Genomic DNA, 14,350 nt, shown 5'->3' with positions numbered 1-14,350 from the left:
CTAGCGAAGCGCGGACGCAACCCTTTGCGCAATTTTTGCCAAGAGCGCAGCCCAGCGGGTGTGGTCTTCGGGGGTCTGCGTCAGGTCCTGTCGCAGTTCGATGCCGAGATAGGGGCGGCCCGCATGCTCGGCGTGGTGGTTCATGGTGTAATTGAGGTCGCGCCCCGAATAGGGGAGGTTGTCGCCGACATTCAGCCCCTCGGCCGCGAGCAAGGGAATCGCGATGCGGGCAGCGCGCTCGTCCTGATTGTAGAGCACCCCCACCTCCCACGGCCGCGCCGCTTCGGAGGTGGTAAGGCGCGGGGTGAAGGAGTGGAGCGAGAGGATCAGGCCTGGTCGCGCCGCTTCCAGCCACTGCGCAAGCGCGGTGTGGTAGGGGCGGTGGAAGCGGTTCAGGCGCTCTTCGCGGTCGGCACCGAAGTTACCGGGGATGGGGTGCCCATCGCTCTCCGGCGGGACAAGGCCGGGGGCGGTCTCCTCGCGATTGAGGTCGCAGACGAGACGGCTCACGGCGGCGATGTGGGCAGGGATGGCGTGCCGTTCCGCCAGCAGCTCGGCGATGGCTTCGGTGCCGATGTCGAGCGCGATGTGTTCGTGGAGCAGATGCTCGGGGATACCGAGGTCGATGTCGGCGGGAACGGCGTTGGAGGCGTGGTCGGCGACCAGCACGATCCCGCCCGGGGCCGGCGTGCCGATGTGGCGGAAGACCTCGCTCACCGCAGCTGCCCCGCCATGGTCCACCACCCGGCAGGCATGGCCGCCGCCGCCGCATCGCGCGCCTCGGGCGTTTCGTAGAGCGCAAAGCAGGTCGCGCCCGAGCCGGACATGCGGGCGAGCCAAGGGCTGGTGGCCTGAAGCGCCGCCAGCACCTCGGCGATCACCGGGCAGAGCGAGATGGCGGGGGCTTCGAGGTCGTTGCGCCCTTCCCTTGCGATTTGCGATGCGGGGCCTTGGGGGAGCGCGCCGCGATCCTCCCCGTCCCACGCCTTGAACACCGGCCCGGTGGAAAGCGGCACGCGCGGGTTGACCAGGAGGACGGGGGTTCCGGCGAGGTCGTCTTCGACGTCCACCTGCTCGGTGCCGGTGCCGAGGCCGACATGGGTGCGGCTGAGCACGCAGGCGGGCACATCCGCGCCGAGTTTTGCGGCTCGCGCCTGCCAGTCATCCGGCAAGCCATGGAGCGCCTCGACGATCCGGAACACCGCCCCCGCATCCGCCGACCCACCGCCGAGGCCAGCCGCTACCGGCAAGTTCTTCTCGAGCGTCACCGCCAGCCCCTGCGGGCGCGGGAGGACATTGAGCGCCCGGGCGACGAGGTTGTCGAAGGGATTGTCCAGCACTCCCGCAAACTCGCCCAGCGTGGTGACGCTGTCCTGCGCGGCAGGCGCCCCCGTCAGCACATCGCCCGCATCGACGAAGGCGAACAGGGTCTCGAGCTCGTGATACCCATCCTCCCGCCGCCTGCGGACATGCAGCGCGAGGTTGATCTTGGCGTAGGCGGTTTCGGTCGGCATCACGGCGATCTAGCGATGGATGAGCAGCAAGTCGCTACTTTCCTTGTCGCGGGAATGGTTTGCCCAGAAACTGTTCGGCCATGTCGTATTTAAGAACCTTGCCCGTCTTGGCCTCTACCGCATACCAACCGAGGTTGACGCTGCCGCAGATAGGTTCGTGACAATAGGCGTTGACCCTTCCGACATAGTAGCCGGGATGTCTGTCCTCGAGCGATATCTCGCAATTCTGCATCTGCTCTGCGCGGTAGACCTGGTTAGCAACCAGAACCTCCATCACACGCTCGCAGGCCTGATCGTCGGAGGTGATCGGGCCAGACTCTTCTGCCACCGCGCAGGAAGCAAGCACGGCAGCCGCTAACAGCGCGAGGTTGATCTTGGCGTAGGCGGTTTCGTTGACAGGCATGGCGGGGCTAGACCGCAGCCGTGTATTTGTCGGACGCAGCCTCGAAACCGATCTTGGGGGCGCGGATCGTGCCATCGGCCAGCATGGTGCCGCCGAGCGGGTCGATCGCTTCGATGTCGTAATCGGCCTCGCCGAGATCGATGCCGGAGATGATGACGTCGAAGGTCATGGCAGTGCCGCCGCTCGGCACGAACCAGTGGATGTTGTCGCGGTCAGGCGTCATCGCCGAAAGCTGGCCGGTCGCGGCGATATAGTCGCGGGTCGGGCGGATGATCATCGCCCCGTCCTCGTCCCCCAGCCGGTCGAAATTGCGCACCCGGAAAGCGCCTTCGACCACGAGGTGCGATGAGACCATGTGGCGGTGGCCGTGGGGGGTGATGACATTGTGCGGTTCAAACGCGAACAATGCCGCACCGTAGCCGAGCTTGCGCGGCGCGCCGTCTGGATCGAGAAAGCGGATCGCGCTCTTGCGCGGGTCATTGGTCGTGGGGAGCGCCTGCTGCGTCACCTGTTCGCGGTCCAGCTCAGCCATCAGCTCGGCGACTTCGATTTCGCCCGCCAGCCGCTCGGCTTCGGCCATCCATTGCAGCGGGGATATCTGGCCGCCCTTGAGCGCGCGCGCCAATTCGCCCTGCCGTTCGATCCAGTCGCGGGCGGCCATGCGTTGTTGCGGGGCGGCTGCCGACACTTCCTGTCCGAGGAGCGCGAGGGTAAAGGCGGCGAGGCCCGCTCCGGCAAACCCCCGGCGGTCGAGGCCGAAAGCGCCGGGACTGGCTGGCTGTGCTCGCTCCCAATCCGCCTCATGCATGGCCGCTGGTTCCTCTTCTCACATCGTCGCATAGATCGGGCCAGATGCATTGGCCATGCAGCGCGCGTTGATCCAGGGGTGGGCGGCTTCGCTGGTGGTCATGAGTAAGGACGAAGCTGGGCCCAACTCATCTTCGTCGCCCGATCCATGAGCCTCGCGGCTTCACGCTCCGAGACAACGAACAGGTATGCCACGTCGCCCGGGGATATGTCTGGTCGCGCTTCCATCAGCTCTTTCACGGTATCAGTGAGATCATTGGTGTCGAAGAAGCGGGCGACTTGGCGATGATCCGGCCCAAGCTTGATCACATCCTCAAATCGCAGGAAAACCGGTGGCCAAACTCCACGTTCCGAAATTGATTTCATTTGGTCGCCCGAAAGGCGCATCAGATAAAAATTGTCGTGGATCCGTTCTTCCTGCGCGATCATCCAGTCCTGAGCGCAGGCAGAGCAGCGAGACGCGTAGAGCCACCACGCGCCACCCTCGTGTTTGACCACCTCAACAAGCGTGGCGAAGATACGCTCGTCCCTTCCCTCGCTGTCGCCCATACCGACAACAGCGAAGTCGCCAAGCGTCGAGCACGCACAAGATTGCTCGACGCTCCCCATCACATATTCGGATAATTCGGCCCGCCGCCGCCTTCGGGCGTCACCCAGTTGATGTTCTGGTTGGGGTCCTTGATGTCGCAGGTCTTGCAGTGGACGCAGTTCTGCGAGTTGATCTGGAACTTGGGCTCGCCGGTTTTCTCGTCGGTCAGCCATTCGTAGACCCCTGCCGGGCAATAGCGCGCCGAGGGGCCGCCGAAGACGCCGAGTTCGCTCACCTTCTGGAGCTCGAGGTCCTTCACCTGCAGGTGGCAGGGCTGGTCCTCGGCGTGGTTGGTGTAGCTGTAGGCGACGTTCGTCAGGCGGTCGAAGGTGATCACGCCGTCGGGCTTGGGGTAGGCGATCTTCGGGTAGAGATCGGCGCGGCCCGTCATGGTGTGGTCCTTGTGGTGCTTCATGCTGATCGGCAGGCCGATCTTCAACGTGCGCATCCACATGTCGATCCCCGCGAGCGCGGTGCCGATGTCGCCGCCGTACTTGGCGACCGCGGGCTGGGCGTTCTGGACGAGCTTCAGCTCGGTCGCGATCCAGCTCGAACGCACCGCCGCGTCGTAATCCGACAGCTCGGTCTTTTCCTGACCCGCCGCAATCGCCGCCGCGATGCTCTCGGCTGCCAGCATCCCGCTCTTCATCGCGGTGTGGCTGCCCTTGATGCGCGGCACGTTGACGAAGCCCGCCGCGCAGCCGATCAGCGCGCCGCCGGGGAAGGCGAGCTTGGGCACCGACTGCCAGCCGCCCTCGTTGATCGCGCGCGCGCCGTAGCTGACGCGCTTGCCGCCTTCGAGATATTCGCGGATCGCCGGATGCTGCTTCCAGCGCTGGAATTCCTGATAGGGCGAGACCCAGGGGTTCTTGTAATCGAGCGCGGTCACGAAGCCGAGCGCCACCTGACCATTGGCCTGATGGTAGAGGAAGCCCCCGCCCCAGCTGTCGCTTTCAGTCAGCGGCCAGCCCTGCGTGTGGATCACGCGGCCGGGCTTGTGCTTCTTGGGATCGATGTCCCAAAGTTCCTTGATGCCGAGGCCATAGACCTGCGGCTGGCAGTTCGCCTCGAGGTCGTACTTGGCCTTCATCCGCTTGGTGAGGTTGCCGCGCGCGCCTTCCGCGAAGAGCGTGTACTTGGCGTGGATCTCCATGCCGGGCTGGTAATCGCCCTTGTGGCTGCCATCGGCGGCAACGCCCATGTCCTGCGTGATGACGCCCGCGACCGCGCCGTTCTCGTCGAACATCACGTCGGCTGCGGGGAAGCCCGGGAACACCATCACCCCCAGCGTCTCGGCCTGTTCGGCGAGCCAACGGGTGAGATTGCCGAGGCTGCCGGTGTAGCAGCCGTGGTTGCTCATAAGCGGCGGCATGATCGCGTGGGGAAGCGAGGTCTTGCCGGTCTTGGAGAGCACCCAGTGCCAGTTATCGGTCACCGGGGTCTGCGCCATCGGGCAGCCCATCTCGCGCCACTCCGGCAGCAGCTCGTCCAGCGCCTTGGGATCGACCACCGCGCCCGACAGGATGTGCGCGCCGATCTCGGAGCCCTTCTCGAGCACGATCACTTCCAGATCGGAGTTCAATTGCTTCAGCTTGATCGCCGCGGAAAGCCCCGCCGGACCGCCGCCGACGATCACCACGTCGCAGGGCATTGATTCACGTTCGACCATCGGGCTTTCCTGATCCTTGTTGGTTTTGACCGCGCGGCGGCCACAGTCTGGCGATATGCCTTGCCTGTCCACTTGCTAACGGGGGAACAGACAGTCAAGACCCGCGATGGATAGCATGACCCCCCGATGAGCCCGCTCGCCCCTTCCCTTGCGCACGAATTCGAGGCGGCGTTGGTCTGGTGGCACATGGCCGGGGTCGATTGCGACTTCGCCGATGACGCTACGACGTGGCTGACCGGCCCGAGCGAAGCCACCGCAAAGACGCCGGCGCAAGCTGTTCCCGCCAGAGGCGCCGGTGCCAAGGCACCGGTTTCGGAGCGGCAAGATAATGTTGCGCGCGCCGCCGCTGCCCCGCTTGCCGCGCCCGAACGCCCCGCCACCCCGCGCCACGACTGGCTGGACGAATCGCCCCCGGCCGATCTTGCCGCCTTCCGCCAGTGGTGGATGGAGACCCCCGGCCTCTCGGCCTCGCACGGCTTCCCGCGCGTGCCGCCCCGGGGCGAGCACGGCGCGGCGCTGATGGTGCTGGTTCCCCAACCCGAGGCCGATGACCACGAACGCCTGCTCGGCGGGCCGCAGGGCCGGCTGCTCGCCAACATCCTTGCCGCGATGGGCCTTCCCGAAAGCGCGGTCTACATCGCCGCCGCCCTGCCCGCGCATACCCCGATGGCCGATCTCCCGATGCTGGCCGCCCGCGGGATGGACGCGGTGACTGCGCATCATGTGAAGCTCGTCGCACCGGCGCGCCTTGTCGCCTTCGGCAGCACGCTCGGCCCGATGATTGGCACAAGCGGCGATCATCCTTTACGTGAAATCAACTATATCGCGGGCAATATCCCCGTCCTGTCGAGCGAGGCGCTCGATGCCCTGATGGACATGCCCCGGCTCAAGGCCCGGTTCTGGCGGAGATGGATGGAATGGTCGGAAACGGTTTGAGCCGCTGTGCGAGGCGTCCGGCGACGGCGCTCGCGGCGGTGGTGCTGGCAGCCATCGGCCTCCAGGCGCCCGCTGCCGCGCAATCGGTTGATCTGGTCGCGCGCTGGAACGGGGCGAGCCAGGAGGACTCCGCGCTCTCGCCCGTCCTCTCGCCCGAGGAGCGCAGCGATTACCGCCAGCTCTTCGCCGCGATCGATGCCGAACAATGGCCGCAGGTCGAAGCGCTGCTCGCCCGCCATCCGAACGGGATCCTCGCTCAGGCGGCACTTGCCGAATATTACACCCACGCCAAAAGCCCCAAGGTCTCGGCCGACCAGATCGCGCGGTGGTTCGCCGCCGGCACCGATCTGCCCCAGGCCGAGCAGCTCGCCAAGATGGGCGCCAAGCGCGGGCTGAGCGCGCTGCCCGCCCTCCCCGGCCCGCAAGGCTTCCAGCGCCAGCCCTATGCGCCCAAGCGCATGCTGCCGCGCAGCGTGAACGACGGCACCATGCCCGCGATGACGAGCGAGGCGATCCTCGCCGCCATCAAGGCCGACAACCCCGCCGAGGCCCACCGCCTGCTGGCCGAGGCCGATCCGATGCTTTCGGGTGACGCGCGCGCCGAGTGGCGCCAGCGCGTGGCGTGGAGCTACTACATCGAGAATCAGGACAACGCCGCGCTGGAACTGGCGCGCAGCGTGGCCGAGGGGACCGGCGAGTGGGTCCCGGAAGGCGCATGGGTCGAAGGGCTCGCCGCCTGGCGCATGGGCTATTGCTCGCTGGCGGGCGAGGCTTTTGCGCGTGTTTCGGAGCGCGCCTCCAATCTCGAACTTGCCGCAGCCGGGCACTACTGGGCCTCGCGCGCCGCGGTCCGCTGCCGCGAGCCGGGGCAGGCGCAATCGCACCTCGCTGCCGCCGCGCAGATGGACGAGACGCTTTACGGGATGCTCGCCGCCGACCAGCTCGGCGTGGAACTGCCGCAGCACGCACCGCCGGCGAGCCTCAGCCGCGAGGACTGGGCGCAGCTCAGGCAGCGGCGCAACGTGCAGGTCGCCGCGGCGCTGGTCGAGATCGGCCGCCCCGCGCTCGCCGACGAGGTGCTGCGCCACGAGGCGAGGATCGGGCCTTCGTACCAATACGCCGCCCTCGCCCGCCTTGCGCGCGAGCTCGGCCTGCCCTCGACCCAGCTGTTCATGGCGCAGAACGCGCCCTACGGCACGACGAGCGATCCCGCCTTGCGCTTCCCGGTCGCCTACTGGCAACCGGTGGGCGGATGGCAGGTCGATCCGGCGCTCGCCTTTGCCCATGCCTTGCAGGAATCGAATTTCCGCGCGGCCGCCGTCAGCCCCGCCAATGCGCGCGGCCTGATGCAGATCATGCCCGGCACCGCGCGCGACCATTCAGGCCGCCTCAGCCTCGGCGCCTCCTACGAGGATCTCAACGACCCGCAGGTCAACCTCGCCTATGGCCAGCGCCACCTCGAGATGCTGCGCGATTCCCCGGCGACCGGCGGGACGCTGCCGAAGATCATGGCCGCCTACAACGCAGGCCTCACCCCGGTCGGGCGCTGGAATTCCGAGATCAACGACCAGAACGATCCGCTGCTGTGGATGGAATCGATCCCCTATTGGGAGACCCGCAGCTATGTGGCGATCGTGATGCGCAATTACTGGATGTACGAGCGCGCAGCAGGCGCTCCCTCGCCCAGCCGCCGCGCGCTGGCGCAAGGGCGCTGGCCCGAGTTTCCCGAGGCTGCTAGAACCCGCTCCGCAAGTCTGGAGCGGTAAAGGAGCGCGGGCGCGTGGCGATTGACGAAAGCAGAGTTTTCAAGCCGATAAACATCGCTGTTCTCACCGTTTCCGACACACGCACGCCCGAAACCGATACCTCGGGCGATATCCTGGCGGGCCGGGTGACGGGGGCCGGACACAACCTCGCCGCACGGATGATCGTCAAGGACGACGCCGCCCTCCTCGCCGCGCAGTTCGAGGCGTGGATCGATGATCCCGCGATCGACGCGGTGGTCAGCACCGGCGGCACGGGCCTTACGGGCCGCGACGTGACCCCCGAGGCGCTGGCCATGGTCAAAGGCGCGCGCGAGATCCCCGGCTTCGGCGAATTGTTCCGCTGGCTCAGTTTCCAGACCATCGGCACCAGCACCGTTCAATCGCGCGCGCTCGCGGTGGTGGCGCGCGGCACCTACATCTTCGCGCTCCCCGGCTCCAACGGTGCGGTCAAGGACGGGTGGGACGGGATCCTCGCCGAACAGCTCGACAGCCGCAATCGCCCCTGCAATTTCGTCGAGCTCATGCCGCGCCTCAAAGAGGTCTGACGCACCGCTTGGGACTTGCGGAACGCTTCGATGTTCCGTAAATGTTCCGCGTGAAACATTCGGCGGTAAGAGGGCGCGGTGCGCAGTCGGGGCAGGTCCCTACCCGCTTCGGGCTGGCCGAGCGTGAAGTGGACGGCGATTGGCGCGATTACGTCGCTGCCCTCGATGGCCCCCCGGTGAAGCTGCGCACCACCGTGACCGAGGAGCGACCCAAGTCGATCCTGACCTTCAACCAGTCGCCCGATGTGCCCTTCGACCGCTCGATCAATGCCTATCGCGGGTGCGAGCATGGCTGCGTCTATTGCTTCGCGCGCCCCACCCATGCCTATCACGATCTCTCGCCGGGGCTCGATTTCGAGACGCGGCTCTTCGCCAAGCCCGAGGCGGCGGCCCTGTTGCGAAAGACGCTGGCGAAGCGCGGCTACCAGCCGCGCCCCATTGCGCTGGGCACAAACACCGATCCCTATCAGCCGATCGAGCGCGATTACCGCATCACCCGCCAGATCCTCGAGGTGTGTCTGGAAGCGCGGCATCCCGTCACCATCACCACCAAGTCGGACCGGGTGCTGCACGACGCCGATCTGCTGGAAGAAATGGCCCGCGAGAGGCTTGTGGCGGTGTCGGTCTCGGTGACGACGCTCGATCCGGTACTTTCGGGCAAGCTCGAACCGCGCTGCGCTGCACCTGCCAAGCGGTTGATCGCGCTTGGTAAGCTCGTGGAATTGGGCGTGCCGGTGCATTGCTCGCTCTCGCCTGTCATCCCGGCGATCACCGACGAATTCATGGAAGGCATCATCGCCCGCGTAGGCGAACTCGGGGTCGGCAGCGTCGGCTGGATCCCGCTGCGCCTTCCCCACGAGGTCGCGCCGCTGTTCCGCGAGTGGCTGGCGGTGCACTATCCCGCGCGCGCGGGCAAAGTCATGAGCATTGTCAGGGACATGCGCGGCGGGCGCGACAATGATCCCAACTTCCACAGCCGCATGAACCCGCAAGGCGTGTGGGCCGATCTCTTCCGGGCGCGGTTCCGGCTCGCCTGCCGCAAGGCAGGGATCGGCAAAGCCCGGTTCGAACTCGATTGTTCGCGCTTCCGCCCGCCACAAAGCGATGGTCAATTGCCGTTGCTGTGATAAGGCTCGGGGCGGGGTTGCCTGATTTGAGGAGGGGGAATTATGCGTTGGGCGATACTTGCTGCCGGGGTACTGGCGATTTCCGCAACGGCAGCACAGGCGCAAAGCCTCACCCATTTCACCCGCGCCGATTTCGAACGTGCGCTGGTGGACGCGGGCGCGACGATCACCACCGAGGATCCCAGTTCCGAGCGGATCGACTTTGAATTCGACGGGGGCGTCATCGCCGACGGGCTGCTGCTCGCCTGCGAGGACAATGCCGCCAAGACCAGGTGCCTCGGTTCCTCGATGCTCGCCACCTTCGAGCCCGAAGGCAGGACTCCCGAGCAGATAACCGAGGCCATCAACACGTACAACTACAAGGAAAATTTCGGCCGCGCCTATCGCGAACCCGATGGCACGATCGCGGTCCGCATGTACATCATCGCCGACGGCGGCATCACCCGCGAGAATTATGCGAGCCAGATCGGCCTGTGGTTCGCCTCGGTCTCGGACTTTTTCGGGTATCTGTACGGCGAGGAATAGGCTGGCAAGGCACCGCACCACCATGCGGATCAGGAGACTCGTCCAACCCGCCGCGGCTGCCATGCTGCCGGTGGTGGTCGCGCTCGCAGCCTGTGCGCCCGCCCTGCCCGCGCCCGACCACGCCGATGTCGCCTATGCGCCTCTCTCGCCAAGCCAGAAGCTTGACCTCTATCTGCCCGAAGGCTCCGGCCCCTTCGCGCTCGTCATCAACATCCACGGCGGCGGCTTCCGGATGGGCGACAAAGGTATGCTCGACGCCCCGATCGCCGAGGCCCTGTTGGCCAAGGGAATTGCCGTCGCCTCGATCGACTACCGGCTGTCGGGCGAGGCGCGCTTTCCCGCCGCGATCGAGGATGCCAAGGCCGCCATTCGCTTCCTGCGCGCCAATGCCTCACGATACCGCCTCGATCCGGACCGCTTCGTGGCCTTCGGCCAATCGGCAGGCGGCAATCTAGCTTCGCTGGTCGGAACAACCGGCAATGCCGATGCATTCGACAATCCCGCGCTGGGCAATCCCGGGGTGTCGAGCCGCGTCGTGGCGGTGATCGACTGGTTCGGACCAACCGACTTCGGGCAGATGGATGCGCAGGCGCGCGCGCAAGGTTGCACTCCCGATCACGGCGCGGCGGATTCTCCTGAATCGACCTATCTCGGCGCGCCGATCGCAAAAGTCCCCGAAAAGGTGCGCGCCGCCAATCCCATAACCTATCTTGACCCGGCTGACCCGCCATTCCTGCTCCAGAAAGGCGCCGAGGACTGCCTCGTTCCGGTCGGCCAGTCCCGCCTGCTCGAAGCTGCGCTGCGCAAGGCAGGCGTGCCGGTGACAATGGAAATCCTCGGCGGCGCGGGCCACGGCGACATGGGGTTGTGGACGCCGGTATTCCTGAGCGAGGCCAACGTCACGCGGGTTGTCTCCTTCGCCGAGGAACACCTCGCGAAGGCTCGCTGAGGCGCTCTACCCTAACCCCTCGCCCGCCTCGCCCGGAGCGAAACGGATCAGGCGGCTGTCGACCAGCGCGGCGGTGCGGTTGACGACGGCCTTCTGGTAATCGGGGTCCTTGATCATCTCGAAAAATGCAGCGGCGCTCGGATAGTGCGCGATGAAGCCGTTGTGCCACTGGCGCACCTCGGGCTCGGTCACCATCGTCTCGAACCGCCCGCGCCACAGGATCTTGCCGCCCACCCGCGCGAAGATCGGGCCGGAGGTGCGGCCATATTCCTTGTAGGCCTCCTTGCCGCTCCAGCCCTTGCCTGCGTGTTCGTGACCCTCGGGGTATTCCGCGCGGTCGCGGTAGAGCAGCAGGTTGAGCATGTTGATCGGCGTGTCGCGCGGCAGGTCCTTGAAGGCCTGGAAGTTCGCCGGGCTCGGGTCGATGTAGGTTTCAGCCATTGTCCCATCCCTCTCCTGTCAGATCGCATTGCATATAGACCGTATCGAGCAGCCGGCCGAATTTCTTGCCGACATTGCGCATGCGGCCCGCGTGGACGAATCCGCATTTGGCATGGAGCGCCACCGAGGCAGGCTCGCCCCCGCCGATGACGGCGAGCATCTGCTGGAAGCCGTTCGCGCGCGCGGCCGCGATCAGCGCGGGCAGCAGCACGCTCCCGATCCCGCTGCCGCGCGCTGCGTGGGCAACATAGATGCTGTCTTCGCAGGTGTGCGCATAGGCCGCACGGTCGCGGAAGCGCGCGGCATAGGCATAGGCGACCACCTCGCCCCCGCGCTCGGCAGCAAGGAAGGGCAAGCCTCGCGCGGCAAAGTCTGCGAGCTTTGCCGCCCACGCGCTCACATCCGGCGCGGCGGTGTCGAAGGTCGCAGTGCCGTGCGCCACGTGCCAGGCATAGATCGCGGCGATGGCCTGCGCGTCATCCTCCCGCGCAGGCCGGATCGTCACCTCAGCCAAGCGTGTAATCCGCAAAGCGGTCACGCAGGTCCTTCTTGCTGATCTTGCCAGTCGCGGTGTGGGGGATGTCGTCGACGAATTCGACCGCGTCGGGCATCCACCACTTGGCAATCTGCGGGCGCAGGTGATCGAGGATGTCGTCGGCGCAGCAATCCGCGCCCTGCTTCTTGACGACGAACAGCACCGGGCGCTCGTCCCACTTGGGGTGGGGGATGCCGATGCACGCCGCCTCGGCGACGGCAGGGTGCCCGCAGGCGGCGTTCTCGAGCTCGACCGAGCTGATCCACTCGCCGCCCGACTTGATCACGTCCTTGGTGCGATCGGTCAGCTGGAGCGTGCCGTCGGGATGGAGGATGCCGACATCGCCGGTGTCGAACCAGCCCTCGTTGTTGGTCGCGTCAGCTTCGGCCTTGAAATAGCGGCGGATCACCCACGGCCCGCGGATCTGGAGCGCGCCGGAGGTCTTGCCGTCGCGTGGCAATTCGGTCGTCATGTCCGAGAGGTCCACGGTGCGAAGCTGCACCCCGAAGATCGGGCGGCCCTGCATCGCCACTTTCTCGACCTTCTGTTCGAGGGCGAGCGTGTCCCAATCCCAGGTCGGCCCGCCGACCGTGCCGATCGGCGAGGTTTCGGTCATCCCCCAGGCGTGCTGGACGCGGGTGCCGTTCCTGAGCAGCCGCTCGATCATGAACTTGGGCGCCGCCGAACCGCCGATTGTCGCCGCTTTCAGCGGGGGCAGATCGAGCCCCTCGCGGTCGCAATATTGGAAATGCGCCAGCCACACGGTCGGCACGCCGGCGGAATCGGTCACGCCCTCGCGCAGCATCAGATCGTGCAGCACCGCGGGGTCGTTCACGGCCGAGAACACGAACTTGATCCCCGCCATCGCCCCCGCATAGGGCAGGCCCCAGCTCGCCGCGTGGAACATCGGCACCACAGGGAGCATCACCGAGGCGCTCGAGAAGTTGAACGCCGCCGGTTGCAGCCCGGCCATCGCATGCATCACGGTCGAGCGGTGCTCGTATTGCACCCCCTTGGGATTGCCGGTGGTGCCGCTGGTGTAGCAGATCATGCAGGGATCGGTCTCGGCCCCGGTGACCCATTCGAAGTCGCCATCCTCGGCGCCGATCCAGTCCTCGAAGGCCGGGGCATGTGCGCCGGAATCGTAGCAGATGTAGTGCTCGACCGTGGTCCAGCGCGCCTTCATCCGGTCGACGATCGGCTGGAAGGCCGCGTCATAGCACAACACCCGGTCCTCGGCGTGATTGACGATGTATTCGAGCTGGTCGTCGAACAGGCGCGGGTTCACCGTGTGGAGCACGCCCCCCATGCCCGCCACGCCATACCAGCTGACGAGGTGGCGCGCGTGGTTCATCGCAAGGCTCGCGACCTTGTCTCCCGGCTTCAGTCCGAGGCGCTGCAATGCCTGCGCCATCTTCAGCGCATCGGCCCGGATGCCCGCCCAATCGGTGCGGGTCTCGCTGCCATCGGCCCAGCGGCTCACGATCTCGCGCGTCGGCGCCTCGCGCGCCGCGTGATCGATCACTGCGGTCACCCGCATGGTCCAGTCCTGCATTGCTCCGAGGCGTGTGATCGCCATGGCCTGTCTCTCTCCTTGTGGTGTGGTCCCCTGCCTTGTGCATGGCATGGTGTATCATCGCCGTTCATGCCGCGCGCCTGCCCGCTTGGCAATCGCTTCGGCCAATCGCGGGCACGGCCTGCCTTGGCGCGTGCAACAATTGCCATGACGCAAACCTTGCAACGCATCTGCCGGGAACGGCGGCGCCTTCGCGCGCGGTCCGGGGCTCCTCTCCGGGATCCGGCGGGACGCGAAATCATAAGGTAACAGGACAATGAAACAGACGACATATCTGCTGATTGGAGCGGCCGCGGCTGCCCTTGCCGCCCCGGCCCATGCCGACGGCCCCTATATCGGAATCGAAGGCGGCGTCAGCCTCAAGGACAAGATCACGGTCGATGTCGACACCCCGCCGGCCGACGGCCGCTATGACCGCGCCGCCACGGCCCGAACCAAGGTCGGGATCGATGGCGACGTGATCATCGGTTACGATTTCGGGCCCTTCCGGCTCGAAGCGGAAGGCGGCTACAAGAACGCCAAGTATCGCAGCCTGACGATCGAGAACGCCGGGATCCTGCCGACCGGCGTGACCGTGCCGGTCGGAACCGTGGTCGACAACGAACGCGATCTGGAAATCTGGAGCGGGATGGTCAATGCGCTGGTCGAGATCGGCCGCGATGACGGGTTCCAGATCTATGGCGGCGGCGGTGCGGGCGTGGCCCGGCTCGAACTGCCGGTCGAGGTCGCCACTGTCGGCACCGTGATCGACGACAACAAGACCGATTTCGCCTGGCAGCTGATCGGGGGCGCGCGCTTCCCGGTCACGCAGAACATCGATCTCGGAGTGAAGTATCGCTACTTCAACCTCGACGACTTCCGCCTGACGGGGGCCAACGGCAATGATCTGCGCGCCAATTATTCGGCGCATTCGGTGCTCGCGAGCCTGATCGTCAATTTCGGCCGCCAGTCCGAACCCGCGCCCGAGC

16 protein-coding genes are annotated in these 14,350 nt (G+C 66.4%); 7 read left to right on the top strand and 9 right to left on the bottom strand.

Annotated features, from left to right (window positions below):
- From AX708_RS16255 to AX708_RS16230, 6 genes are all read right to left on the bottom strand, one after another.
- Complete coding sequence (locus AX708_RS16255) at positions 1–717, bottom strand: N-formylglutamate amidohydrolase (RefSeq protein ID WP_066533075.1); 717 nt, start codon at positions 715–717, stop codon at positions 1–3.
- Positions 714–1,514 (bottom strand): 4-(cytidine 5'-diphospho)-2-C-methyl-D-erythritol kinase, encoded by an 801-nt coding sequence (locus AX708_RS16250; RefSeq protein WP_066533076.1) that lies wholly within the window; start codon positions 1,512–1,514, stop codon positions 714–716. Before AX708_RS16250 ends, AX708_RS16255 begins: the two co-directional genes overlap by 4 nt.
- A 34-nt stretch (positions 1,515–1,548) precedes the next feature.
- Positions 1,549–1,917: a hypothetical protein gene (locus tag AX708_RS16245; RefSeq protein WP_066533079.1), complete on the bottom strand. Its 369-nt coding sequence runs from the start codon at positions 1,915–1,917 to the stop codon at positions 1,549–1,551.
- Positions 1,918–1,924: 7 nt separating this feature from the next.
- A complete protein-coding gene (locus AX708_RS16240; protein ID WP_066533082.1) occupies positions 1,925–2,725 on the bottom strand; it encodes a hypothetical protein in 801 nt (266 codons plus the stop codon).
- Positions 2,726–2,823: 98 nt separating this feature from the next.
- Complete coding sequence (locus tag AX708_RS16235; protein WP_156443522.1) at positions 2,824–3,273, bottom strand: hypothetical protein; 450 nt, start codon at positions 3,271–3,273, stop codon at positions 2,824–2,826.
- A 59-nt stretch (positions 3,274–3,332) separates the two neighbouring features.
- Positions 3,333–4,982 (bottom strand): electron transfer flavoprotein-ubiquinone oxidoreductase, encoded by a 1,650-nt coding sequence (locus tag AX708_RS16230; protein WP_066533084.1) that lies wholly within the window; start codon positions 4,980–4,982, stop codon positions 3,333–3,335.
- A gap of 126 nt (positions 4,983–5,108) precedes the next feature.
- Here AX708_RS16230 and AX708_RS16225 point away from each other — a divergent pair, with 126 nt between their 5' ends.
- From AX708_RS16225 to AX708_RS16200, 6 genes are read left to right on the top strand one after another with little or no spacing between them, the layout of a single operon-like run.
- Entirely contained in the window at positions 5,109–5,918 is an 810-nt protein-coding gene (locus tag AX708_RS16225) for a hypothetical protein (protein WP_066533086.1), read from the top strand.
- Positions 5,915–7,684: a lytic transglycosylase domain-containing protein gene (locus tag AX708_RS16220; RefSeq protein ID WP_197426297.1), complete on the top strand. Its 1,770-nt coding sequence runs from the start codon at positions 5,915–5,917 to the stop codon at positions 7,682–7,684. Before AX708_RS16225 ends, AX708_RS16220 begins: the two co-directional genes overlap by 4 nt.
- 14 nt (positions 7,685–7,698) lie before the next feature.
- The gene (gene moaB / locus AX708_RS16215) at positions 7,699–8,229 is read left to right on the top strand and encodes a molybdenum cofactor biosynthesis protein B (protein ID WP_066533090.1); all 531 of its coding nucleotides are present in this window, start codon (positions 7,699–7,701) and stop codon (positions 8,227–8,229) included.
- Positions 8,230–8,270: 41 nt separating this feature from the next.
- A complete protein-coding gene (locus AX708_RS16210; protein ID WP_066533091.1) occupies positions 8,271–9,356 on the top strand; it encodes a PA0069 family radical SAM protein in 1,086 nt (361 codons plus the stop codon).
- A 42-nt stretch (positions 9,357–9,398) separates the two neighbouring features.
- Positions 9,399–9,881, top strand: coding sequence for a YbjN domain-containing protein (locus AX708_RS16205; RefSeq protein WP_066533092.1), 483 nt, complete (start codon positions 9,399–9,401; stop codon positions 9,879–9,881).
- Between the two features lie 22 nt (positions 9,882–9,903).
- Positions 9,904–10,830, top strand: coding sequence for an alpha/beta hydrolase (locus AX708_RS16200; RefSeq protein WP_156443523.1), 927 nt, complete (start codon positions 9,904–9,906; stop codon positions 10,828–10,830).
- Between the two features lie 6 nt (positions 10,831–10,836).
- On the opposite strand, the gene AX708_RS16195 is transcribed toward AX708_RS16200, so the two are convergent.
- Genes AX708_RS16195 through AX708_RS16185 form a run of 3 tightly spaced genes read right to left on the bottom strand, consistent with a single transcriptional unit; the run spans position 10,837 to position 13,385 of the window.
- The gene (locus AX708_RS16195) at positions 10,837–11,271 is read right to left on the bottom strand and encodes a DUF1330 domain-containing protein (protein ID WP_066533095.1); all 435 of its coding nucleotides are present in this window, start codon (positions 11,269–11,271) and stop codon (positions 10,837–10,839) included.
- Complete coding sequence (locus AX708_RS16190; protein WP_318254686.1) at positions 11,264–11,776, bottom strand: GNAT family N-acetyltransferase; 513 nt, start codon at positions 11,774–11,776, stop codon at positions 11,264–11,266. The genes AX708_RS16195 and AX708_RS16190 overlap by 8 nt, the downstream gene beginning before the upstream one ends.
- A gap of 1 nt (position 11,777) precedes the next feature.
- A complete protein-coding gene (locus AX708_RS16185) occupies positions 11,778–13,385 on the bottom strand; it encodes a long-chain fatty acid--CoA ligase (protein WP_066533097.1) in 1,608 nt (535 codons plus the stop codon).
- 253 nt (positions 13,386–13,638) lie between these two features.
- Between AX708_RS16185 and AX708_RS16180 the strand changes: the two genes are divergently transcribed.
- A partial coding sequence (locus tag AX708_RS16180) for an outer membrane protein (RefSeq protein WP_156454590.1) occupies positions 13,639–14,350 on the top strand: 712 nt, incomplete at its 3' end.

Source organism: Erythrobacter sp. CCH5-A1 (assembly GCF_001557115.1).
Classification (GTDB): Bacteria; Pseudomonadota; Alphaproteobacteria; order Sphingomonadales; family Sphingomonadaceae; genus Erythrobacter.
Note: the sequence above shows the minus strand (reverse complement) of the source record. Positions and strands in the feature narration are given on the sequence as shown.

Coding starts and splice junctions, on each gene's coding strand:
- AX708_RS16240 (WP_066533082.1), bottom strand. CDS start 2,725: ATGCATGAGGCGGATTGGGAGCGAGCACAGCCAGCCAGTCCCGGCGCT.
- AX708_RS16225 (WP_066533086.1), top strand. CDS start 5,109: ATGAGCCCGCTCGCCCCTTCCCTTGCGCACGAATTCGAGGCGGCGTTG.
- AX708_RS16250 (WP_066533076.1), bottom strand. CDS start 1,514: ATGCCGACCGAAACCGCCTACGCCAAGATCAACCTCGCGCTGCATGTC.
- AX708_RS16230 (WP_066533084.1), bottom strand. CDS start 4,982: ATGGTCGAACGTGAATCAATGCCCTGCGACGTGGTGATCGTCGGCGGC.
- AX708_RS16245 (WP_066533079.1), bottom strand. CDS start 1,917: ATGCCTGTCAACGAAACCGCCTACGCCAAGATCAACCTCGCGCTGTTA.
- AX708_RS16200 (WP_156443523.1), top strand. CDS start 9,904: ATGCGGATCAGGAGACTCGTCCAACCCGCCGCGGCTGCCATGCTGCCG.
- AX708_RS16185 (WP_066533097.1), bottom strand. CDS start 13,385: ATGGCGATCACACGCCTCGGAGCAATGCAGGACTGGACCATGCGGGTG.
- AX708_RS16205 (WP_066533092.1), top strand. CDS start 9,399: ATGCGTTGGGCGATACTTGCTGCCGGGGTACTGGCGATTTCCGCAACG.
- AX708_RS16210 (WP_066533091.1), top strand. CDS start 8,271: ATGTTCCGCGTGAAACATTCGGCGGTAAGAGGGCGCGGTGCGCAGTCG.
- AX708_RS16235 (WP_156443522.1), bottom strand. CDS start 3,273: ATGGGCGACAGCGAGGGAAGGGACGAGCGTATCTTCGCCACGCTTGTT.
- AX708_RS16195 (WP_066533095.1), bottom strand. CDS start 11,271: ATGGCTGAAACCTACATCGACCCGAGCCCGGCGAACTTCCAGGCCTTC.